At 57.8% G+C, this 19,050-nt stretch carries 27 protein-coding genes and 1 pseudogene; 1 reads left to right on the forward strand and 27 read right to left on the reverse strand.

Annotated features, from left to right (window positions below; all coding sequences use genetic code 11):
• Positions 1-4: 4 nt before the first annotated feature.
• The 27 genes and pseudogenes from secY to ACOFKT_RS11930 all read right to left on the reverse strand — a co-directional run bounded on the left by secY (position 5) and on the right by ACOFKT_RS11930 (position 18,533).
• Positions 5-1,402, reverse strand: coding sequence for a preprotein translocase subunit SecY (gene secY / locus ACOFKT_RS11800; RefSeq protein ID WP_419804189.1), 1,398 nt, complete (start codon positions 1,400-1,402; stop codon positions 5-7).
• 168 nt (positions 1,403-1,570) lie between these two features.
• Positions 1,571-2,050: a 50S ribosomal protein L15 gene (rplO, locus tag ACOFKT_RS11805; protein ID WP_419807159.1), complete on the reverse strand. Its 480-nt coding sequence runs from the start codon at positions 2,048-2,050 to the stop codon at positions 1,571-1,573.
• A 128-nt stretch (positions 2,051-2,178) separates the two neighbouring features.
• On the reverse strand, positions 2,179-2,367 hold the full coding sequence (gene rpmD, locus ACOFKT_RS11810) for a 50S ribosomal protein L30 (RefSeq protein WP_419804190.1): 189 nt from the start codon (positions 2,365-2,367) through the stop codon (positions 2,179-2,181).
• Positions 2,368-2,424: 57 nt separating this feature from the next.
• The gene (gene rpsE, locus ACOFKT_RS11815; RefSeq protein ID WP_419804191.1) at positions 2,425-2,931 is read right to left on the reverse strand and encodes a 30S ribosomal protein S5; all 507 of its coding nucleotides are present in this window, start codon (positions 2,929-2,931) and stop codon (positions 2,425-2,427) included.
• A 25-nt stretch (positions 2,932-2,956) separates the two neighbouring features.
• On the reverse strand, positions 2,957-3,322 hold the full coding sequence (gene rplR, locus ACOFKT_RS11820; RefSeq protein ID WP_419804192.1) for a 50S ribosomal protein L18: 366 nt from the start codon (positions 3,320-3,322) through the stop codon (positions 2,957-2,959).
• A 180-nt stretch (positions 3,323-3,502) separates the two neighbouring features.
• Positions 3,503-4,042 (reverse strand): 50S ribosomal protein L6, encoded by a 540-nt coding sequence (rplF, locus tag ACOFKT_RS11825; protein ID WP_419804193.1) that lies wholly within the window; start codon positions 4,040-4,042, stop codon positions 3,503-3,505.
• Between the two features lie 195 nt (positions 4,043-4,237).
• On the reverse strand, positions 4,238-4,636 hold the full coding sequence (rpsH, locus tag ACOFKT_RS11830) for a 30S ribosomal protein S8 (RefSeq protein ID WP_419804194.1): 399 nt from the start codon (positions 4,634-4,636) through the stop codon (positions 4,238-4,240).
• Positions 4,637-4,793: 157 nt separating this feature from the next.
• Positions 4,794-4,979: a type Z 30S ribosomal protein S14 gene (locus ACOFKT_RS11835; RefSeq protein ID WP_419804195.1), complete on the reverse strand. Its 186-nt coding sequence runs from the start codon at positions 4,977-4,979 to the stop codon at positions 4,794-4,796.
• 25 nt (positions 4,980-5,004) lie between these two features.
• Positions 5,005-5,547: a 50S ribosomal protein L5 gene (gene rplE / locus ACOFKT_RS11840; protein WP_419804196.1), complete on the reverse strand. Its 543-nt coding sequence runs from the start codon at positions 5,545-5,547 to the stop codon at positions 5,005-5,007.
• Between the two features lie 246 nt (positions 5,548-5,793).
• A complete protein-coding gene (gene rplX, locus ACOFKT_RS11845; protein ID WP_419804197.1) occupies positions 5,794-6,120 on the reverse strand; it encodes a 50S ribosomal protein L24 in 327 nt (108 codons plus the stop codon).
• A gap of 411 nt (positions 6,121-6,531) precedes the next feature.
• A complete protein-coding gene (locus ACOFKT_RS11850; RefSeq protein WP_419804198.1) occupies positions 6,532-7,128 on the reverse strand; it encodes a PEP-CTERM sorting domain-containing protein in 597 nt (198 codons plus the stop codon).
• A 347-nt stretch (positions 7,129-7,475) separates the two neighbouring features.
• Complete coding sequence (locus tag ACOFKT_RS11855) at positions 7,476-8,450, reverse strand: hypothetical protein (protein WP_419804199.1); 975 nt, start codon at positions 8,448-8,450, stop codon at positions 7,476-7,478.
• Between the two features lie 298 nt (positions 8,451-8,748).
• Positions 8,749-9,120 carry a 50S ribosomal protein L14 gene (gene rplN, locus ACOFKT_RS11860; RefSeq protein WP_047496466.1) on the reverse strand — a complete coding sequence of 124 codons (372 nt, stop codon included), beginning with the start codon at positions 9,118-9,120 and terminating at the stop codon, positions 8,749-8,751.
• A gap of 209 nt (positions 9,121-9,329) precedes the next feature.
• Positions 9,330-9,674, reverse strand: a pseudogene (gene rpsQ / locus ACOFKT_RS11865) (30S ribosomal protein S17); the annotation flags it as partial.
• 3 nt (positions 9,675-9,677) lie between these two features.
• On the reverse strand, positions 9,678-9,932 hold the full coding sequence (gene rpmC, locus ACOFKT_RS11870; protein ID WP_419804200.1) for a 50S ribosomal protein L29: 255 nt from the start codon (positions 9,930-9,932) through the stop codon (positions 9,678-9,680).
• Between the two features lie 49 nt (positions 9,933-9,981).
• Positions 9,982-10,428: a 50S ribosomal protein L16 gene (rplP, locus tag ACOFKT_RS11875; protein WP_419804201.1), complete on the reverse strand. Its 447-nt coding sequence runs from the start codon at positions 10,426-10,428 to the stop codon at positions 9,982-9,984.
• Positions 10,429-10,546: 118 nt separating this feature from the next.
• The gene (rpsC, locus tag ACOFKT_RS11880) at positions 10,547-11,215 is read right to left on the reverse strand and encodes a 30S ribosomal protein S3 (protein ID WP_419804202.1); all 669 of its coding nucleotides are present in this window, start codon (positions 11,213-11,215) and stop codon (positions 10,547-10,549) included.
• Positions 11,216-11,300: 85 nt separating this feature from the next.
• The gene (gene rplV, locus ACOFKT_RS11885; protein ID WP_419804203.1) at positions 11,301-11,822 is read right to left on the reverse strand and encodes a 50S ribosomal protein L22; all 522 of its coding nucleotides are present in this window, start codon (positions 11,820-11,822) and stop codon (positions 11,301-11,303) included.
• Between the two features lie 50 nt (positions 11,823-11,872).
• Positions 11,873-12,157, reverse strand: a complete 285-nt coding sequence (rpsS, locus tag ACOFKT_RS11890) for a 30S ribosomal protein S19 (RefSeq protein WP_419804204.1) — start codon at positions 12,155-12,157, stop codon at positions 11,873-11,875.
• A 19-nt stretch (positions 12,158-12,176) separates the two neighbouring features.
• The gene (rplB, locus tag ACOFKT_RS11895) at positions 12,177-13,001 is read right to left on the reverse strand and encodes a 50S ribosomal protein L2 (protein ID WP_419804205.1); all 825 of its coding nucleotides are present in this window, start codon (positions 12,999-13,001) and stop codon (positions 12,177-12,179) included.
• A 127-nt stretch (positions 13,002-13,128) separates the two neighbouring features.
• Positions 13,129-13,422, reverse strand: coding sequence for a 50S ribosomal protein L23 (locus ACOFKT_RS11900; RefSeq protein WP_419804206.1), 294 nt, complete (start codon positions 13,420-13,422; stop codon positions 13,129-13,131).
• Positions 13,423-14,115, reverse strand: a complete 693-nt coding sequence (rplD, locus tag ACOFKT_RS11905; protein ID WP_419804207.1) for a 50S ribosomal protein L4 — start codon at positions 14,113-14,115, stop codon at positions 13,423-13,425. It abuts the gene before it with no gap.
• Positions 14,116-14,320: 205 nt separating this feature from the next.
• Positions 14,321-15,076: a 50S ribosomal protein L3 gene (gene rplC / locus ACOFKT_RS11910; protein WP_419804208.1), complete on the reverse strand. Its 756-nt coding sequence runs from the start codon at positions 15,074-15,076 to the stop codon at positions 14,321-14,323.
• A 184-nt stretch (positions 15,077-15,260) separates the two neighbouring features.
• Positions 15,261-15,581, reverse strand: a complete 321-nt coding sequence (gene rpsJ, locus ACOFKT_RS11915) for a 30S ribosomal protein S10 (protein WP_174304750.1) — start codon at positions 15,579-15,581, stop codon at positions 15,261-15,263.
• An 85-nt stretch (positions 15,582-15,666) separates the two neighbouring features.
• Positions 15,667-16,659: a hypothetical protein gene (locus ACOFKT_RS11920; RefSeq protein WP_419804209.1), complete on the reverse strand. Its 993-nt coding sequence runs from the start codon at positions 16,657-16,659 to the stop codon at positions 15,667-15,669.
• 366 nt (positions 16,660-17,025) lie between these two features.
• On the reverse strand, positions 17,026-17,409 hold the full coding sequence (locus tag ACOFKT_RS11925) for a DUF1801 domain-containing protein (RefSeq protein ID WP_419804210.1): 384 nt from the start codon (positions 17,407-17,409) through the stop codon (positions 17,026-17,028).
• 50 nt (positions 17,410-17,459) lie between these two features.
• Positions 17,460-18,533: a metallophosphoesterase gene (locus tag ACOFKT_RS11930; protein WP_419804211.1), complete on the reverse strand. Its 1,074-nt coding sequence runs from the start codon at positions 18,531-18,533 to the stop codon at positions 17,460-17,462.
• A gap of 105 nt (positions 18,534-18,638) precedes the next feature.
• On the opposite strand from ACOFKT_RS11930, the gene ACOFKT_RS11935 reads away from it, so the two are divergent.
• Positions 18,639-19,013: an MGMT family protein gene (locus ACOFKT_RS11935; RefSeq protein ID WP_419804212.1), complete on the forward strand. Its 375-nt coding sequence runs from the start codon at positions 18,639-18,641 to the stop codon at positions 19,011-19,013.
• Positions 19,014-19,050 lie beyond the last annotated feature (37 nt).

Consider the following 19,050-nt stretch of genomic DNA (forward strand, 5'->3'; position numbering starts at 1 on the left):
GGTACTACCAACTTCGTCGGCCGCGAATGCGGCCGCTCTTTGGCGTGAAACCCTCATAGTGCCGCATGATAAGTTGCGATTCCACTTGCTGGACCGTATCCATCGCGACGCCGACTACGATCAGCAGCGAGGTCCCGCCGAAATAGAACGTAAGCCCCAGGCCGTTGTTTACCCAGGTTGGCATCCTGTCAAAGATGCCGCCCAGCAGCCATAGGTGATTGAAGTGGATCCCGCCGATCAGAAGTTGCGGGATGATGGAGATCACGATGAGGTAGATCGCGCCAACCAACGTGATCCGCGTCAGGATGTCGTTGATGAAGTCCGACGTGCGCCGGCCCGGACGGATTCCCGGAATGAAGCCGCCGTACTTGCGCATGTTGTCCGCAATGTCATCGGGACGGAAGACGATCGAAATGTAGAAGTAGGCGAAAAAGATGATCGCAACGATATAGATCAGCTCGTACCACGGTTCACCCGGCCGCAACCCCTCAGTGATCTTGCGCAATACTGAGTTGTTCTGCACAAACGCGTTGTTCGCGAACAGAAGCGGAGCCGAAAGGATCGAACTCGCAAAGATGACCGGCATGACGCCGCCCGAGTTCACCTTTAACGGAAGGTGTGTCGCCTGGCCGCCCATCATCCGCCGGCCCACGATGCGCTTCGCATACTGCACCGGAATGCGCCGCTCCGAGCGCTCCACATACACAATGAACGCGACGACCGCAATCATCACCACGAGTAGCAATGCAATCGCCACCGGCGTAAATCCACCCCACGCCTGGTCACGCGCCTTCTCCATCAGATCGTTGATGCCGTTCGGCAGACCCGCCACAATGCCGGTAAAAATCAGCAGTGACATACCGTTGCCTATGCCGCGCTCGGTGATCTGCTCACCCAGCCACATGATGAACGCCGTACCCGTGGTTAGTGTCAAGACGCACAATGCCGTAAACGCCGGCCCACTCATGGTCACCATGGGCGCGCCGGTTGAGCTCTTGGTCAGCGTGAGCGCGATCGCGAAAGACTGCACGATCGCCAGCAGCACGGTGACATACCGCGTCCACTGTGTGATCTTGCGGCGACCGACCTCGCCTTCCTTTTGCAGCTTGGCCAGAGGTTCGTAAATGACTGTGAGCAGCTGAAAGATAATCGACGCCGTAATGTAAGGCATAATGCCCAGCGCGAAGATCGTCAGACGCCGCAGCGACCCGCCGGTAAACAGGTCTACCAGGCCCAGCGAAGATCCGGCGTTCTGCTGAAAGTACTGCGCCAGCATGTCAGCGTTGATACCCGGGGTTGGGATATGCCCGCCCAGGCGATACACGGCGAGCAGACCCAATGTGAACAGAACCCGCTTACGCAGATCCGGGATTCGAAAGATATTGGCGACCTTGTCAAACATCCGGCGGAAACACCCATCTGGAGCTAGCGCTCCAACGCATCCTGAAAACTTCGGCCCTTCTTAAGGGAGACCGGCCTCGCTATACAGGGCAAAGGCCGAGCCAAGTGGCCCGACCCGCTTGCCTCAGATCACGAAGCGTACACTCTGATTGTAACGAGAAGCGTGAACTTACGCCTGCGCTTCTTCTGCCGGCGCGCCACCCAGCAGAACGACTTTGCCGCCCGCGGCTTCGATCTTATGCTGTGCCTGCTTGCTGGCCTTGTGCGCATGCACGGTCACGGCCGTGTTGATCTCGCCGTTCGCAAGAATCTTGATCAAGCCGTTCTTCTTCTTGACCACACCCAGCTTGTGCAGGATCTCCGGCGTCAGCTCGCCCTCGTTACTGGTCGCAGCAATCAGCGCGATGCGATCCAGGCCAAGCACAAAGTATTCCTGGCGGAAGATATTGGTGAAGCCACGCTTCGGCAGGCGGCGGTGCAGCGGCATCTGACCGCCTTCGAAGCCCCGCATCATGCGCGAACCCGAGCGGGAACGCTGACCCTTGTGACCGCGGGTCGACGTCTTGCCCATGCCCGAGCCCATACCGCGGCCCACACGCTTCTTATTGCTGTTTGCTCCCTTGGGCGCGCCAAGGTTCGAAAGATTCAGTGCCATTGCTTTCCTCGCTAACGCCGGCGTTTGAGCCGACTCGCATGCTTGCCGCCATGGATTCTGCGGCTGCTGACCCCTTGTTCTAAGTCAGCCGTGTGATCGCCTGATGAACAAGCGAAGGATTCTCACTGGACGATACGCACCAGGTGCGGCACCACCGCCACCATGCCGCGAATCGACGGTGTGTCCTCGCGCTCCACGATTTGATTCAGCCGTGTAAAGCCCAACCCCTTGACGACCAGCTTGTGCTTGACTGGTGTCGCAATCTTTGAGCGGTAGTACTGGATCTTGATCTTGCCCGTGTTCTCTGCCATTGCTCTTCTCCGAACGAACAAGGGGCAGGCTCAGCGCCCACGCCCCGTTCCGATTCCTTACAGCTCTTCGATCGACTTGCCGCGCAGCGCAGCAACTTCAGCCTTGTCTCGCAACTGTGTCAGCGCGTCAAACGTTGCCTTGATCACGTTGTGCGGATTGGCGGTGCCCAGAGACTTGGTCAACACGTTCTGCACACCGGCCGAGGTCATAACTGCGCGCACCGCGCCACCAGCAATGACGCCCGTACCTTCAGGAGCCGGCTTCAGCAGCACGTGTCCCGAGCCAAAACGGCCAAGCACCTGATGCGGGATTGACGTTTCCGTCAGATTGACCCTGTGCAGGTTCTTCTTCGCTGCTTCGATTCCCTTGCGAATCGCCTGCGGCACTTCTTTCGCCTTGCCCGAGCCATAACCCACTACACCCTCGGCCGGATCACCGATGACGACGAGTGCGGCAAAGCTCATGTTCTTGCCGCCTTTGACCACCTTGGTTACGCGGTTGATCGCTACAACCTGATCCTTCAGGTTCAGGCGATTTGCATCAATCTTCTTCTTGAGTGCCATTCGAAATCCTTCCGTTGAACCTGAGTTAGAACTCGAGACCGGCTTCGCGCGCGGCGTCGGCAAGGGCCTTGATGCGGCCGTGATACAAGTAACCGCCGCGGTCAAATACGACCTTGGAGATGCCCTTTTCCTGGGCGCGCTCCGCAATCAGCTTGCCGACCAGCTTGGCAGCTTCGATGTTCCCGCCAACCTTCTTCTCCTCGCCCTTTTTGCTCATGGTCGAGGCGGCTGCCAGGGTTGCCGACTGCGAGTCGTCAATCACCTGCGCGTAAATGTGATTCAGCGAACGGAAGACGTTCAGGCGCGGACGTTCCGTCGTGCCCGCTACCTTGCTCCGTACACGCTTGTGGACCCGCTTGCGGACCACATTGCGCTGCGTGGGTGTAATCATTGTGTTCCTTCCTTTCCTACAGGCGCAGCTACCTGTGGCGGCCGCGTTCGGAGTCGGAGAGCGCCGGCATCTGGTCCGGCGCCTCGTGAAATTGCTGGTCTAGGTTCGCCTGATACGAGCCGACCAACGGATGTCGCAGTTGACAAATACGCACAGCGCGCATTGAAACGATGCGAACTACTACTTGCTACCGGTCTTACCGACCTTCTTCTTCAACTTTTCGTCTGTGTACCGGACGCCCTTGTTTTTATACGGATCGGGCTTGCGCAGCGAGCGCATGTCCGCCGCGACTTGGCCAACCTTCTGGCGATCAATGCCGCTCACGGTCACGTGAGTCTGCTTTGGATCGATCGCAACGTCGATGCCAATCGGCAGCGGGAATTCAATCGGGTGGGAATAGCCGAGGGTGAAGACGACCATTTCCTTACCCTTCATCTCCGCGCGATAGCCGATGCCAACGATGTCCAGTTCTTTCTTCCAGCCGTTAGTCACACCCTCAACGGCGTTGAAGACCAGAACGCGCGCGAGGCCGTGGATGGCCTTTTGCGAGTCGTTCTCGCGCTCCGCAACGATCTGGTTGTCGCGCTCCACAAGTTTGATGCCCGTAGGCAGCAGTGCGGTAGTGGTGCCTTTGGGGCCCTTGACCTCAACAGTTTTGCCGTTCACCGCGTAGCTCACACCTGCCGGCTTCGGAATCGGCTTTAAACCAATACGTGACATTCTTATGTTCCTTCACGGCTTGCGAGTCGCGGACAGGCCGTCGCCCGTTCCGTTCCACTGCAGCCTCATGCGATATCCTTATCGCATGCCTATCAATCAGCTGTCGTGCTAACTTCTCGAAGCACCAAAGTACTCCGGCTACAACTTTGCGTACCTTCATCGACCGCATGCACCGGGTACAGAACGGCGCGAGACTTACCAGACGTGAGCGAGAATCTCGCCGCCAACGTTCTCGCGGCGCGCCTGACGTCCGGTCATCACGCCCTTCGGCGTCGTCAGAATGGAAATACCCAGACCGCCCTGCACTCTGCGAATCTCATCCTTGCCCAGATACACGCGAGAACCCGGCTTGGAGATACGCTTCAGGTCCGTGATCGCCGCCTGGTTTTCCGACGAGTACTTCAAGTAGACGCGTAGCACGCGCTTGCCCTCTTCTTCCGTCACCTTGTAATTGGTGATGTAACCCTCTTCCTTCAGAATCCGGGCGATCTCGGCCTTCAGGTTGGAAGCGGGAACGTCCATCTTTTGGTGGCGCGAGCGAATCGCGTTGCGAACGCGGGTCAGGAAGTCTGCGACTGGGTCGGTCAGGTTCATGTCTTTCTTCTCTCTACCTCTCGTTTGCTGCGGCCTTGTTTGGCGGCAGAACCAGCAGAGGATTTGCATTGCATACAGCGGATGCGCTTCGCGCAAGACCACTAATGTTAAGTTGGCGCCTAGCGAGCGCGAAGCGCGTCAGGACGGCGCGAAGCACCTACCAGGATGACTTTACAACGCCCGGGATCTCGCCCTTCAACGCGAGCCCACGGAAGCACAGGCGGCAAAGTCCGAACTTGCGGAGGAACGCCCGCGGGCGCCCGCAGATCTGGCAACGGTTGTGCTGGCGGCTCTTAAACTTGGGCTTTTTAGCGTCTTTGACTGCTTTTGCGGTGGTCGACATTTCTATAATCCTCTCTCAGCTCGCGTTATGCTCGGAAGGGCATACCGAAGTGCTTCAAAAGCACGCGGGCGCCATTATCGTCAGGCGAAGTGGTCACGATGGTCACGTTCATGCCCTTCAGCTTTTCCACCTTGGAATAGTCGATCTCCGGAAAGATGAGTTGGTCGCGCAGGCCGAGCGTGTAGTTGCCGCGACCATCAAAGCTCTTCGCGGACACCCCTTTGAAGTCGCGTACACGGGGCAGGGCGACCGAGATCAGGCGATCCAGGAACTCATACATCGCATCACCGCGCAGGGTAACCATTGCGCCAATGGACTGGCCGGCGCGCACTTTGAATTGCGCGATCGACTTTTTCGCCTTCGTCAGCACCGGCTTCTGTCCGGTAATCTGGGCCAAATCACTCACCAGAGGGTCGAGAATTTTGTTATTCTGCGTAGCTTCGCCCAGACCCATGTTGATGATGATCTTTTCGACCTTCGGCACGGCCATCACATTCTTGATGCCGAGCTCCTTTTGAACCGCGCCCTTAAGCTCGGTTGCATACTTATCGCGCAGACGTGCTGCCATTCCGTTCCTGTCTTTCTCCACGGTTCCGGAGTGACGCTCTTACGCCGTGTACCGTTTCGTGGGGTGTTCCTGAACTATCAATTCTTTAAACTTCGTTCATCTACGCATCCCGCAACAATGCCGCTTCTCACAAACGTGCAAAGAAATCACTTTTTGCACTGCGATCGAACCGGAGCAGGACATCTCTACCGTCCAGCGTAGCGGAGAAGACTGTGCTTGCGGAACGCGATGCGCAGAACCCGGCAGCTACTTCCGTTTCGGCACCGCGATTGTTTCGCCTGTCGACTTTGCAAAGCGCTCACGCTTGCCGTCTACGGTACGAATACCCACACGGGTTGCCTTGCCGTTGGAATCCATCAGCGCCACATTCGAGATGTGAATCGGCGCCTCCTGCTCCGCGATGCCACCTTTGATGTTGGCCTGCGGATTCGGCTTGACGTGCTTCTTGATGATCGCCACGCCCTCAACCAGAACTCGGTTCTTATCCGCAATCACCCGCAGAACCCGCCCGGTCGCGCCCTTGTTCTTGCCGGCAAGCACGATCACCTGATCGTTGCGCAAAATATGTGCCATTCCTGCTCCTTATCCCGTACCGTGGTCCCGGCACAGGCCTCTGCTCTTGCCTCAGCAGGTGGAGGGATGAAACGTTGGACCAAACTCACTTACTCTACGCGAAAGTCGAAGCCGACGCAACCTAGACTCGGTGCGAAGCTAGGTCTTTCGAGCTGTGGAGAGATTCCCGCCTACGTCAAACTTAGAAAACGCGTGCCCAAGACACACGCTGCTGCAGGCAGGTTCGGAACGGTTCCATGATCACCAGTAAATGTCAGTGATGCTGTGAACAGTCGCTCAAGCGATATCGGTCCAATCACATGCATGCTCACGTCTATCTGTCGAGAAATCAGCCGGCCCGGGTCAACTATTTGGGATCTTCAAAAAAAGAAGGCTCCAGCGAGCCGGAGCCTTTCCGGAGCAACTCCGCACTTAAACGAATCGGCGGCGGAGAATTCCCAATGCACCCAGCACTCCCGTGCCCAGAAGCGCAAAGCTTGACGGCTCCGGCGTAGCCGCAACGGTTGTAGCGGTCACAAGATTGGTCTGAAAGTCTGCCTGGGTTGGCGGACCGTTTGCATAAATGAAATCGAAGGAGTGATTGCCAGTCGCTCCGTTGTAGGTGTAAGGAGTGGTGATCGGCGAAGTGGTGTTTGGTTGGCTTAGGACGTTAACGCCATCCACGTACAGATTCACCCCATCGTCGTGATAAACGTTGAAGGTCTGGCCGTTCACAAAGTAAGCCGTTCCGGTAAATTCAAACAACGTGTTAGTCAGGCTGCTTGTGGCACTGTAGCCGTTCATGTAAGTGATGTTGGACGCCGCACCGAAGGAGTTCAAAAAACCGCCTAAGGAGTAATTACTATCACCGGAAAAGTTGATAGCTGAGGCAGTAAAGGTCGCCTCTACGGTCGCACCCTGGCCGGGCGTGTTGCCCAGAGTTGGCACGTTGTACGCGGTTGAGCCAGGTACGTTATATGCGATTGCCTGGATGCCATCAGCATGAGCGTTGATCGCGAAAGTCGACAAGACCAACGCGCAGAACATTACTAGGATTCTCTTCACTGGATCCTCGTCGTGATTGGTTGGGCTACACAGAATCGGGAGAACGTTGGAACAATCCCGAACCTATTGCGCCGCATCGGTGGGGTCAAGCCGAAAGAACGGCGTATCGTCTAAAGTCGACGATCTCAGTTATACGAGTTCGCAAAAGGCAAGGCGCCAAGCGCTTTCCGTGCCTGCCTGAAGTGAATTTATGCCTTCATCCGATCACTTAGCACACTTCGTTCCAGCCAAGCTTGCACCTAGTCATCCAGTGTTAATAAAGACCCCCGCGGGCCTGAACCGATGCTGATGGCCAGAATACTTTGTATTCTTTACCGGACATGTGCTGCGATCTTAAATTCTAAGTGTGCCATCGACATGACATCGGAATACGTGATGCATTGCCTCTTCTCGTCATAGTCGGTAGCTAACTCCAGAAGCGTGCCTGCCGCGACGGGCAGTAGAGCCGAAGAATAGTTCGGGCAGTAATTGTCAAAGGATCGCGGCACATCAATCGGTGCTGCCATCGGCGACCACGGCCCGCTTCCATCGACAGAGGTGTTTTGAAAAATGGTCCGACCGTTACGCACGGCATCGACGGTTCCGTCACTCTTATAGAGCATTTGGCCAATCACCAGCAGCATCCCACCGTCGTTTGGAATCCAAACTGTCTGCGGAGCGTGCGCAAAGTAGGAACCATCTCCCGTCCGTAACAGCCGGCCCAGGTCCGTGGGATCGCCAAAATTCCAACCATCCGGTGACGTTCTGGCGAAGACACCGCATTGAAAGTGGCCGCAGACCTCATATGTCATGAAGTAGCTACCATTCGGAAGCTTCGTCGTGGTGACCATCCCAGGACGATCCGACTGCACCGTCGTCGCAATTGTGTCCCGGAAGTCGACCCAATTGTGGCCGTCCACGGTGCGCGCTTGCATCAGCTTCTGGCTGCAGCATGCATCAGTTTCGTCGGACCAGAACACAACCAGGGCACCGTCGCGCGCGATTGAGAAGTGCGGCTCCCACAGGCCATGCTTTCCGTCGCCGGCGCGCTTGATCACCGAGTGAAACGACCAGGTGTGACCCTCATCCGTGCTCTGGTATAGCTCCATGGATGGAACGCCGCCCGTGAAGTCGGACGCGGCATAGAGCAACGACCCCTCTTTTATGGAGCCGACGGTTCGCGGCATCTCGAACAACGTGGCGCAACACCGTTCCGAGCTGCCCGCGACCGGGGTGGGACGGCTAATCAGCTGAAAGGTCTTCCCTTCATCCACACTTTCCAGGATGCGACCCGTCGTGCTCGCCAAAATCCTGCCATTGGCAGGGCCTCCGTGAGCGATGCGTATCAGCCGCGGGTAAAGAGTGCTGCCTGAGATCGGATGTCCGCTCGCCGCCTGGGCGACAGACGCGAACGTGGCGCTCAAGACAAGCGCCGAGAACAGCAAACAGATCTTCCGACCGATGTCGCAAACCATACCCGTTAGATTACTGCCGCACCAAGCTAAGCGACAGGCAAACTCCTGTCACGTACCTAGTGCCAAGCAAAACGAAAGCGAGGAACGCAAACTGCGTTCCTCGCTCCGAGCTACTGGTGCCGCTAAGGACTCAGATGACTTCGGGCGCCAAGGAAACAATCTTCAGGAACTTCTTATCGCGCAACTCACGGGCTACCGGACCAAACACACGCGTGCCGACGGGTTCGCCAGCATCATTAATTACCACAGCCGCGTTCTGGTCGAAGCGGATGTAAGTGCCATCCTTGCGGCGCGCTTCCTTCCGGGTGCGCACGATCACGGCCTTGACGACCTTGCCCTTCTTCACTGTGCCATCCGGGGAAGCTTCCTTCACCGCGGCCGTGACCACATCACCCAAACCGGCCTTTTTGCCCAGGCCACCGCCCAACGGCAGGATCACCTGCAGCCGGCGCGCACCCGAGTTATCGGCCACGTCAAGGATCGTTCTCATTTGAACGGACATTATTTTCTCTCCTGATTCCGCTGCGATCGAGTCGCCGGAACCGGGGACTTCGCGTCCCAGTGGGTACTCAATCTTGCCTCGTCCGTTGAGCGGACCGAGGGCACCCTCACCCTTCGTTCATCATCGGAACACTACTGAGCCTTCAGTTTCGAGTTACGCATTCGCCAGAACACGTTCCGTAATTTGCAACCCGAAACTCACAACTACTTCGCCGCAGCTGCAGCCGAAGGCTTCGTGTCCGCTAACTGCGACAACGATGACCGGCGCACAATCTCTTCCAAATTCCACCGCTTCAGCTTGCTCAAAGGACGCGTCTCGCGAATGCGGACCTGGTCGCCAACGCGTGCCGAGTTCTGCTCGTCATGCGCATAAAACTTTTTGTTCGACTTGACCACGCGACGGTACTTCGGGTGGGCCTTGCGCATTTCCACCGACACGACGATCGTTTTGTCCATCTTGGTTGAGGTCACAAGACCGATTTTTTCGGTGCGGTGGCCTGTCTTCTCCGAAGTCTGAGTTTCGGTAGTTGCAGGAGTAGTCGTTGTCTCTGCCATGGCTTATGCGTCCTTCTTCTTGCGCGACTTCTTCGACGGCTGCGTGCTCTCGGTTGGGGCGGTTGCATGACCGAGTTCGCGCTGACGCGCCACGGTCTTGATGCGAGCGATATCCTTCTTCAACTCGCGCAGGTTCTTCATGCCTTCGTTCTGGCCCAGGCTCTTTTGAAAGCGGATGCGAAACAGCTTCTCGCCCGTCTGGGCTTCCTGCTGCTTCAGCTCTTCCGCCGTCAGGCTCTGGATCTGGTCGATTTTCATCGTTCTTCTCTCTCATGCGCGACTCGCGGCCGCGCCAAACTTGTGCGGACTAAGCCGCAGCTTCAGTCTTGCCGGTCGGAGCGGCGAGGTTCGGACGCTGCACAAAAATCGTCTTCAGTGGCAGCTTGTTCGATGCCAGGCGCATCGCTTCCTTCGCGATCTCAGGCGATACACCTTCCATCTCGAACAAGAGCTTGCCAGGACGCACCACTGCCACCCAGTGATCCAGCGCACCCTTGCCGGAACCCATTCGAACTTCGGCCGGCTTCTTGGTGATCGGCTTGTCTGGAAAAATCCGCAACCAGACTTTGCCGCCACGCTTGATGTAGCGCGTCATCGCGATACGGCTCGCCTCAATCTGCCGGTCGGTGATATAGCCACACTCGACGACCTTCAGACCAAAGTCCCCGAAAGCCAACTCAGAGCCGCGCCATGCCTTGCCACGCATCTTGCCCTTCTGCTGCTTGCGATATTTTACTTTCTTCGGCATCAACATGATGTCATCTCTCCTGCACGGCCTTGGCCCTTACGGGTCCAGTCTCCGCGCCACTGCTATTCTCGGTCCTTGCGTGCTGTCCGACGAGTGAGCCGCGCAGCACGCCTGGAGGTTCCGTCTAGAACACGCCGGTTGACGTGTTCGTGTCGCGCCGGCGCTTCTGCTCATAAATGTCGCCACGGTAAATCCACGTCTTCACGCCGATTACGCCGTAGGTGGTCTTCGCTTCGGCAAAGCCGTAGTCGATGTCCGCACGAAGCGTATGCAGCGGCAGGCGACCCTGCAGATACCACTCGGAGCGTGCGATTTCGTTGCCGTTCAGTCGGCCCGACACACGCACTTTGATGCCTTTGCAGCCGAAGCGCAGCGCGGAATCCACGCTCTTACGCATGGCACGGCGGAAACTCACGCGTTTTTCCAGTTGCAGCGCAATGTTCTCCGCAACCAACTGCGCGTCGAGCTCCGGCTTGTTCACTTCCAGGATGTCCACGAATACTTCGCGGTTCGTGCGCTTCTGGATGTCCGCTTTGAGCTTGTCGATCTCCGCGCCCTTGCGGCCGATGATAATGCCCGGACGCGCAGTGCGAATGATCAGCCGCAGCTTGTTGCCGGGACGCTCGATCTCGACAGAGGAAACACCGGCGGCTTTCAGCTTCTCCCTCAGCTCGGCCTTCAGCTTGACATCTTCGACGAGCAGCTTGTCATAATCCTTCTCGACAAACCACCGCGACTTCCACGGCTTGTTGACGCCGAGGCGGAACCCATACGGATGGACCTTCTGACCCATAACTTATCCCTTCACTTCGCGTCCACCGGTCTTTGCCGGCGAACATACTCAGTACTCGACGCGTCATCGAAATGACGCGCATAAATTAGGCGGTTGCTCCCGCGCTCTTCTTGTTCGAGGCCTTCTTGGTTGTCGCCTTGCCAGACGTTTTGCCCGTGGCCACGGCCTTGCTGGTAGCCGGCTGGGCAGCTTGTGCACCGCCCTTTGAGCCCTTCTCCGCCACAGTTACGATGATGTGTGCAATGCGACGCTGGTAACGGTATGCACGGCCCATCGGCGCGGGACGGATGCGCTTCATGCGCGGACCTTCGTTCGCCACCGCCTGCTTCACAAACAGATTGTCGACGTCCAGATCGAATCCCTGTTCCTGCGACAGATAACTCGCATTCTGCACCGCGGAGCGCAACGCCTTTTCAACGATCGGCGCCACGCGCTTGCGGGCAAACATGAGTGTGTTTAACGCCTGCTCCACGCGCTGTCCCTTAATCATGTCCAGCACCAGCTTCGCCTTCTGCGGGCTGGTCCGCTGGAACCGCGCCTCAGCGCGGAACTCGCGGACTGCGGTGGAAACCGCAGTGGACGTGCTCTTCTCGGCTGTCTTCGCCATAGTGTCTTCCTGACTCTCAAATAGGGAGCGGACTCGCCGCTCCCGGTTCCTTACTTGCCCTTCGCCGAGCTCTCAGCTTTTGCCGCATGGCCTTTGAAGGTCCGCGTCAGCGAGAACTCACCTAGCTTGTGACCAACCATATTCTCCGTCACATACACCGGAATGAACTTCTTTCCGTTGTGCACCGCAAAGGTGTGCCCCACAAACTCAGGAAAGATGGTGGAACGACGCGACCAGGTCTTAACAACTTCCTTCTTATTGGCCGTGTTCAGCACTTCGACCTTGGTCATCAGGTGCGTGTCGACAAACGGGCCCTTCTTCGTAGAACGTGCCATGTGTCCCTCTTGAGCTCTCTTACTTGCTGCGGCGGTTCACGATAAACACATCGGTCCGCTTATTGTTACGAGTCTTGTATCCACGCGTCGGCTGGCCCCATGGCGTAACCGGGTGACGGCCGCCAGAGGTTTTACCCTCACCACCACCATGCGGGTGATCGACCGGGTTCATCGAAACTCCGCGGTTTGCCGGACGAATGCCACGCCAGCGGCTCGCGCCGGCCTTGCCGTAGCTGATGTTCTCGTGGTCGGTGTTGCCGACCTGGCCAACCGTCGCCATGCAGTCCACCAGAACGCGGCGGGTTTCCCCACTGGGCAGCTTCAGCAGGGCATACTCACCCTCCTTCGCCACCAGCTGCGCACTCGATCCAGCGGAACGCACCATCTGCGCGCCCTTGCCCGGACGAAGTTCCACATTGTGCACGGTTGTACCCGCCGGGATGTTCTTCAGCGGCAACGCATTGCCAACAAGAATATCGGCCTCGGGACCGCTCATTACCTGCTGGCCCACCTTCAGCCCAACCGGCTGAAGAATGTAGCGCTTCTCACCGTCGCGGTAGCTGATGAGCGCGATTCGAGACGAACGGTTCGGATCGTATTCAATCGTCGCCACGGTTCCCGGCACGCCGTACTTGTCGCGCTTGAAATCAATGATGCGCAACTTCTGTTTATGACCGCCGCCGTGGTGGCGGATGGTCAGCTTGCCCGTGCTGTTACGACCGCCGGTGCGCTGCTTCACTTCCAATAACGGTTTGTACGGCTCGTTCGTCGTGATATCCGAGTTCACCAGCTTCGATTGGAAGCGCAGTGTCGGCGTAATGGGGCGAAATGTCTTAATCGGCATTGCCTTGTTTCCTTGCCTTCCGCATAGCTTGTCAGGCGCGCGGAGCAGTTACAGATTCAGCGTGAAGCGAGCTCTTTGTTGCCCTTGCAGACCGGCTGACAGGCCGCTCTGCCGACTCGCCACCGCCTTACAGGCTGTTGACGTAGTCCGGCATCTTCTCGCCGGACTTCAGGCGCACATACGCCTTCTTCCAGTCAGGACGGAAGCCCGTGAACTTGCCACGGCGACGTTCCTTGCCGAGCACGTTCGATGTGCGAATGGTTGACACCTTCACCTGGAAGAGTGTTTCCACTGCCTGCTTCACTTCAGTCTTCGTCGCGTCGGCGGCAACTTCGAACACCAGCGTGCCCTCGGTCTCCTTCACGCCCATGCTCTTTTCGGTGATCAGCGGACGGCGGATTACTTGGTAGACGGTCGGCATTTATGCTGCCTCCTGTTGCGCGGAGCCTTCAGCTTGCGCTCGGACCCTGCGCTTCGACACATTCTTTTTCAGCGTCTCCTGCAGTGCCTCAATGGCGGACTGCGAGAAGATCGCGTGCTCGTAACGGAGCAGATCGTACGGGTGCACCTCGCTCGAAAGCACCAGCTCGACGCCATCCAGGTTACGCGAACCGTAAAACAGGGCGTCGCTTAGCTTGGTTCCGCTCTCGACCAGCAGAGCCGTCTTCTTGGCGTCCAGCGTATCCAGCATCTTGCGGTACAGCTTGGTCTTCGGCTCGGTCGCTTCCAGGCTCGAAACGACGGTCAGCTTGCCATCCTGCAGCTTGCTTGCCAAGGCTGAGCTCAAAGCACCCAGCAGCTTCTTGCGCGGAAACTGGTAATCGTACGAACGAGGCTGCGGTCCGTGCACTGTGCCGCCATGGCGCCAGATTGGAGAACGCACCGAACCCACGCGGGCGCGGCCAGTTCCCTTCTGCTTCCAGAGCTTCTTGCCGGAGCCCGACACAAGCTTCTTATTCTTCGTCGCGGCCGTACCCTGGCGCAGCGATGCACGGTAATGCTTCACTGCTTCCCAAAGCAACGCCTCGTTCACTTCGACGCCAAACACCTCGTCCGCAAGCTCCAGCTCGCCGACCGTGTTTCCGCCGAGATCGACAACATTGATCTTTGCCATCTTGCTTCCTTTTTGGGCCCGTACCATTGCGGGCGCCGTAGGTTCGTTGTGTCATTCTGCCGTCATTCCGTCACATGGACCGGAACCGCAGAATGCGGTGATGCCGTGCTGTTTACTGCGAGAGTGTCATCCCGAGCGGAGCGAAATATTCCGCTTTCGCTCGCATCAGCACCGGGACAGCCACAAAGCCGATCCCGGCACAAATTTACTTCTTCTTGGCTGGAGCCTTGCCAGCGGAAGCCTTCTTCGAAGCCTTGAGCGGATCGACTGTACCCGAACCCGCAAAGCCGCGGCGTTCGCGCGGCGGAGCCTTCGCTTTCGATACCAGAACCACACCGTCACGCGCACCGGGAACGGCGCCCTCGACCATAATTAAATTCTCTTCAACATCAATGCCACGAATGCGGAGGTTGCGCACTGTGATCTGCGCGTCACCGAAGTGACCCGGCATCCGCTGGCCCGGAAACACGCGCGACGGGAACGATGAAGCACCAATCGAACCTTGTATCTGGAACATGTGACCGTGCGACTTGGGACCACCGCCGAAACCATGCCGGCGAACGACGCCCGCGAACCCGCGGCCCTTGCTGGTGCCGATAATGTCCACGAATTTCGCGTCGCTGAAGATGTCGACCATGATGCGGTCGCCGGCCTTCACTGCCTCGCTGCCGTCACCTTCACTGGTGCCAGTTGAAGTCTCGATACCGACTTCTTTGATGATCCGCACCGGCGGCACGTCCGTCTTCGCAAAGTGGCCCGTCATGGCCTTGTTCACCTTGCTTGCCTTCACGAACTCGACCAGGCCGATCTGGGCGGCGTCATAGCCGTCCTTCATCTGCGTCTTGAGCTGTGTGATGACACACGGTCCTGCCTTGATGACCGTGATCGGGTGAACTTCGCCCCGGTCATCAAACACCTGCGTCATGCCGACCTTGCGGCCGAGAATTCCTGTTACTGACATATTCCACTCCTCATCATGCCGCGACTCACGTCGGGCACTGCCGGTTAGATTTCTTAGTGCTTTACTTCTGTCCTCACCCAAACACTGTCATTTCGACCGAAGCGGGACGGTTGTATCGTCCTGCATAGCGGAGAAACCTGCATTCAGGTGCTGCCACCGAACTCCTGAAAGAAGGCGGCCGGACTTACTTCGTAACCGTCTTGATCTCGACGTCCACACCCGCAGGCAGATCAAGTTTCATCAGCGCGTCCACCGTCTGCTGCGTCGGTTCCAGAATGTCGATCAGGCGCTTGTGCGTACGAATTTCGAACGCCTCGCGGGACTTCTTGTCCACGTGGGGCGAACGCAAAACGCAATACTTGTTCTTGATCGTGGGGAGCGGAATCGGACCCGCAACCTGGGCGCCCGTACGCTTCGCCGTCTCCACAATCTCACCGGTCGACGTGTCAAGCACGCGATAGTCATACGCCTTCAGGCGAATACGAATCCTCTGCTGTCCAGCCATGTCACTTCTCTCAAAGAGCGAAAATCGTCAGGCCTTTTCGGCCAACCTTTCGAATATACCTTAAGGAATGAGGGTGCGCAAGCAATCACCTCTGCTCTTGCTTTTGCGTGGCCCTAGCCTGCATCAGCGCGATGAGGGGTTGGACAGGGTGCTTCGGGTCGCTTTCGGTGGTCCAGTCGCAGTGTTCGAGCCGAGTAGTCTTAGGCACTTTCTGACCTGGCTTAAAGATTTGATACGGCGGATCTTCTACAACGTCGTACCTGAATTGCCAAGAAGGCCTTCCTGCTGAGTCTCTGCCATTTCGCCTGAAATCGATTTGTTCAACGGCGGACAGACTCGGACCGCTCGCAAAGACATAGACGCTAGCTTTTTCACTTTCATGCAACTCGCGACCAAATGCGTCCCTGCTTAGGTTGATATGTCGGGAGAGCAAAAGCGTTTCGCCCGGATGCATCACAGGAAGCTGAATGCGCTGATTCACATCGTTGAGCATGATGTCGCGAACGCCGGGCCACCAAACTCCAAGCTTGGTAATGAGTAGGGAGCTTCCACTCACAATGTGGCGACCTCGGTTGACAACTTTGAACGTGATGTCATCGCCGCTGTATGCGACGTCTGGTATCACGGTCAGAAACGAATCTTTTCCTGTGATGTCGTCTAAACTCGTTTGCGCAAGAGTTGCAACAGCCGTCGTCTTTGAGAGGACGACATCTACGTGCCTGATCGTCGAGCTGTACTGCTCCTCGCCTTTCCTTATTGAGTCCCGTAAATCCGCGGCGATACCCGCGAACTCTTTTTTTTGCTGCTCCTGATTTCTCTGGTTTGTTTCATCTGATCGCTGAATAGCGCGTGTTTCTGAATAGACGAGTGCAACGAGAACAACAATCCAGACAAACTTTTCTTGCGGCTTCATCTGCGATCGCACGCTCATGATGCCGGCAACCAGAGCTGCAAAGCCTATTGAAATGCCTGGTGGTCGCGGACGCGCCAAAGTCCAAAGTACCAGCCCAACAGCAGACACTAAGAGGGCCGCGGCAAGTTGTGCGTTGCCATTCCAGAAGCATGTAGCTGCTCCCATCTCGAATGCAGACGTCTCAAGGAACGCATGATTTACATTAGCCGACTCTCTGCACTTCCTCGAAAAGACGGGTATTCACAATCTGAAGACCATCATTAAAAGCAGCCGTGGTTACCCCTCCCGGCACACCACCCAATTTTCGCCGAATTCCACGACCCACCGTACAGCCGGTCTCGAACTCATCCACGTCACCGCTGCCCCGCTCTCAGCAATCTGACCAAATCCCGAGCCTCCGGCACCCACTAAAGCTCCGACAACCAAACCCGTTTATTCCCGGGGTCCACTGCACCGGTACCACCCCCGACACATCGCATTATCGAAGCCGCCCAGAGTGACCGAATCCAACCGCACGAACCGGCCCACTGATCAAGCCGGGCGCTTGCCTTCGACCCGCAGATTCTCCGCTATCGCAGCGCGGACCAGCGCCGTAAGCGCCATCTCGTCAATCCGCTCATCTTCACGAAGATCGATGGCTCGCCGCACATTTCCCTCAAGGCTGCTGTTGAACAGGCCTGTCGGGTCAGCCAGCGCCGCACCCCTCGCAAACGTCAGCTTGACCACACTCTTGTACGTCTCGCCCGTGCACACGATACCGGCGTGCGACCACACCGGAACTCCGCGCCACTTCCACTCTTCCACGATCTCCGGGTCAGCCGCGCGAATCACCGCGCGCACTCGCGCCAGCATCGGCCCGCGCCAGTCGCGCAACTCCTCAATTCTCTCGTCGATCCGCTGCGACGCAGTTTCCATGCCAAGAACTTCTCACACGCAAAGAGCGGTTGTCACGCGCCTAAACCGCCTTACAAGACTCGCAGCTCTCCGCCTGGCGTTTTTGCCACCGCGAACAGCAATCGCCCGCCCGCGTCCAGGTGCCGTAACTGCATCTCGCGTCGCGTCACGGACATATGACTAAACCCGTGCACTTCCTGCGCATAGGGCCCACGCTGCGCATCATCCTGCTTCAGCACATACAGGTCCGCACCGCCGCCACCGGATAGGAAGTGGGTCGTCGGCGCTCCTGCAATTTGCAGGACCTGCAGATCGTGGTCGTGCCCAGCTAGGTAGAAATCCACTTTGTGTTCCGCAAACAGCGGAGCCCAATCGCGCACCAGTACCGCATGATCTCCGTGCGGCCCATTCGAGTACACCGGATGGTGCGCCATCACCACCAGAAACGGTGCGGTCCGCGGCTTTGCAAGCTCCGCCCGCAGCCACTCTAACTGCTCCGCCTGTTGCTGCGGCGTCAAGGTGAAGTCCGCACCATGGCGCGCGCTTCCGTCCGCGAACGGCATGTTGCTGTCCAACACCAGGCATCGCACCAGCGGCGACTGCTGCGGAAAATCAAAGGCGTACCAACGCGCCGGCAACGTCCATCGCGTCTTTCGGCCATCTGCGGTCATCCCCACGCGCGCATATTCCAGTTCCGCCTCCACCTTGTTCACCGTGGCCGGCAGAAACTGGTAATCGTGATTGCCCAGCATCGCGTACGCCGGCCCCGGATACGCGCTGGCCGGGTACATCTGCTCGAATTGCCGCTGCCAACGATCCGATTGCGCCCCGCCCGCTAAATCGCCGTACCAGTTGTCACCTAACAGGAACAAAGCGTCGGGCCGCAACTGGTGTGCTGCGGCATAGTTCTGCATGCCGCGCGCCACCTGGCTTTGCGCTGCAAAGTTGCTGCCGTTTCTCAGATCGCCATTCTTCTGGTTGCCGTCCCAGCCCCAGTCCCCCGCGATCAACGCGTGCGCTGCTCCGCCCGGAAAACGGGGTTCCGACGCAAATGCTTTTCCATTGGAAGACAACGCCGCCATCGCGCTCCACGCGAGGGATCGGCCCAGGAACGAACGACGAGTTGATTGCGAGTTCTGCGTCATACAACGACTTCATCACAAATCCGTGAATCTACGGCAAACGCCCAAGCGGAACCCATTCAGCTTGGCCGCACAACACTCTTCAGTTCGCCGTCGTATCTTGCAACCATGCGCAAGCCAGTAGCCCAGAGCCTCCGCCGCGCGCTGATTAAGACCTCGCTGCGGCAGGACCCAAGCCGTGACAAGGCCTTTCGCGACGTCATTCGTTCCGTTCCCGCAGGCAGGGTCTCAACCTACGGCAAAGTCGCTTTGGCGGCTGGCTACCCTCTCTACCATCGGGCTGTGGCAAAGCTGCTCAGCGCTTCCATGCACGATGCCCTGCCTTGGCAACGTATCGTCGGTGCGGGCGGACAAATCAAATTGCGCGGTGATGCGGCCCTGGAACAGCGAAGTCGTTTGGAACAGGAAGGCGTCCAGTTCTGCGGTGCACGGGTCGACATGGACGAGCACGAGCACACCCTGCGTCCATGGCAATACCTCTGACGCCGTCACAAAGTACAAGGGCCGCATTTTTCGATGC

The sequence above is a fragment of the Terriglobus sp. genome (assembly GCF_965201105.1).
In the GTDB taxonomy this organism is placed as follows: Bacteria; Acidobacteriota; Terriglobia; order Terriglobales; family Acidobacteriaceae; genus Terriglobus.

Excerpts from the sequence above, each read along its gene's own strand:
- secY (WP_419804189.1), bottom strand. The coding sequence starts at position 1,402 with ATGTTTGACAAGGTCGCCAATATCTTTCGAATCCCGGATCTGCGTAAG.
- rpmD (WP_419804190.1), bottom strand. The coding sequence starts at position 2,367 with ATGGCAGAGAACACGGGCAAGATCAAGATCCAGTACTACCGCTCAAAG.
- rpsE (WP_419804191.1), bottom strand. The coding sequence starts at position 2,931 with ATGGCACTCAAGAAGAAGATTGATGCAAATCGCCTGAACCTGAAGGAT.
- rplR (WP_419804192.1), bottom strand. The coding sequence starts at position 3,322 with ATGATTACACCCACGCAGCGCAATGTGGTCCGCAAGCGGGTCCACAAG.
- rplF (WP_419804193.1), bottom strand. The coding sequence starts at position 4,042 with ATGTCACGTATTGGTTTAAAGCCGATTCCGAAGCCGGCAGGTGTGAGC.
- rpsH (WP_419804194.1), bottom strand. The coding sequence starts at position 4,636 with ATGAACCTGACCGACCCAGTCGCAGACTTCCTGACCCGCGTTCGCAAC.
- ACOFKT_RS11835 (WP_419804195.1), bottom strand. The coding sequence starts at position 4,979 with ATGTCGACCACCGCAAAAGCAGTCAAAGACGCTAAAAAGCCCAAGTTT.
- rplE (WP_419804196.1), bottom strand. The coding sequence starts at position 5,547 with ATGGCAGCACGTCTGCGCGATAAGTATGCAACCGAGCTTAAGGGCGCG.
- rplX (WP_419804197.1), bottom strand. The coding sequence starts at position 6,120 with ATGGCACATATTTTGCGCAACGATCAGGTGATCGTGCTTGCCGGCAAG.
- rplN (WP_047496466.1), bottom strand. The coding sequence starts at position 9,120 with ATGTCCGTTCAAATGAGAACGATCCTTGACGTGGCCGATAACTCGGGT.
- rpmC (WP_419804200.1), bottom strand. The coding sequence starts at position 9,932 with ATGAAAATCGACCAGATCCAGAGCCTGACGGCGGAAGAGCTGAAGCAG.
- rplP (WP_419804201.1), bottom strand. The coding sequence starts at position 10,428 with ATGTTGATGCCGAAGAAAGTAAAATATCGCAAGCAGCAGAAGGGCAAG.
- rpsC (WP_419804202.1), bottom strand. The coding sequence starts at position 11,215 with ATGGGTCAGAAGGTCCATCCGTATGGGTTCCGCCTCGGCGTCAACAAG.
- rplV (WP_419804203.1), bottom strand. The coding sequence starts at position 11,822 with ATGGCGAAGACAGCCGAGAAGAGCACGTCCACTGCGGTTTCCACCGCA.
- rpsS (WP_419804204.1), bottom strand. The coding sequence starts at position 12,157 with ATGGCACGTTCTACGAAGAAGGGCCCGTTTGTCGACACGCACCTGATG.
- rplB (WP_419804205.1), bottom strand. The coding sequence starts at position 13,001 with ATGCCGATTAAGACATTTCGCCCCATTACGCCGACACTGCGCTTCCAA.
- ACOFKT_RS11900 (WP_419804206.1), bottom strand. The coding sequence starts at position 13,422 with ATGCCGACCGTCTACCAAGTAATCCGCCGTCCGCTGATCACCGAAAAG.
- rplD (WP_419804207.1), bottom strand. The coding sequence starts at position 14,115 with ATGGCAAAGATCAATGTTGTCGATCTCGGCGGAAACACGGTCGGCGAG.
- rplC (WP_419804208.1), bottom strand. The coding sequence starts at position 15,076 with ATGTCAGTAACAGGAATTCTCGGCCGCAAGGTCGGCATGACGCAGGTG.
- rpsJ (WP_174304750.1), bottom strand. The coding sequence starts at position 15,581 with ATGGCTGGACAGCAGAGGATTCGTATTCGCCTGAAGGCGTATGACTAT.
- ACOFKT_RS11920 (WP_419804209.1), bottom strand. The coding sequence starts at position 16,659 with ATGGGAGCAGCTACATGCTTCTGGAATGGCAACGCACAACTTGCCGCG.
- ACOFKT_RS11925 (WP_419804210.1), bottom strand. The coding sequence starts at position 17,409 with ATGGAAACTGCGTCGCAGCGGATCGACGAGAGAATTGAGGAGTTGCGC.
- ACOFKT_RS11930 (WP_419804211.1), bottom strand. The coding sequence starts at position 18,533 with ATGACGCAGAACTCGCAATCAACTCGTCGTTCGTTCCTGGGCCGATCC.
- ACOFKT_RS11935 (WP_419804212.1), top strand. The coding sequence starts at position 18,639 with ATGCGCAAGCCAGTAGCCCAGAGCCTCCGCCGCGCGCTGATTAAGACC.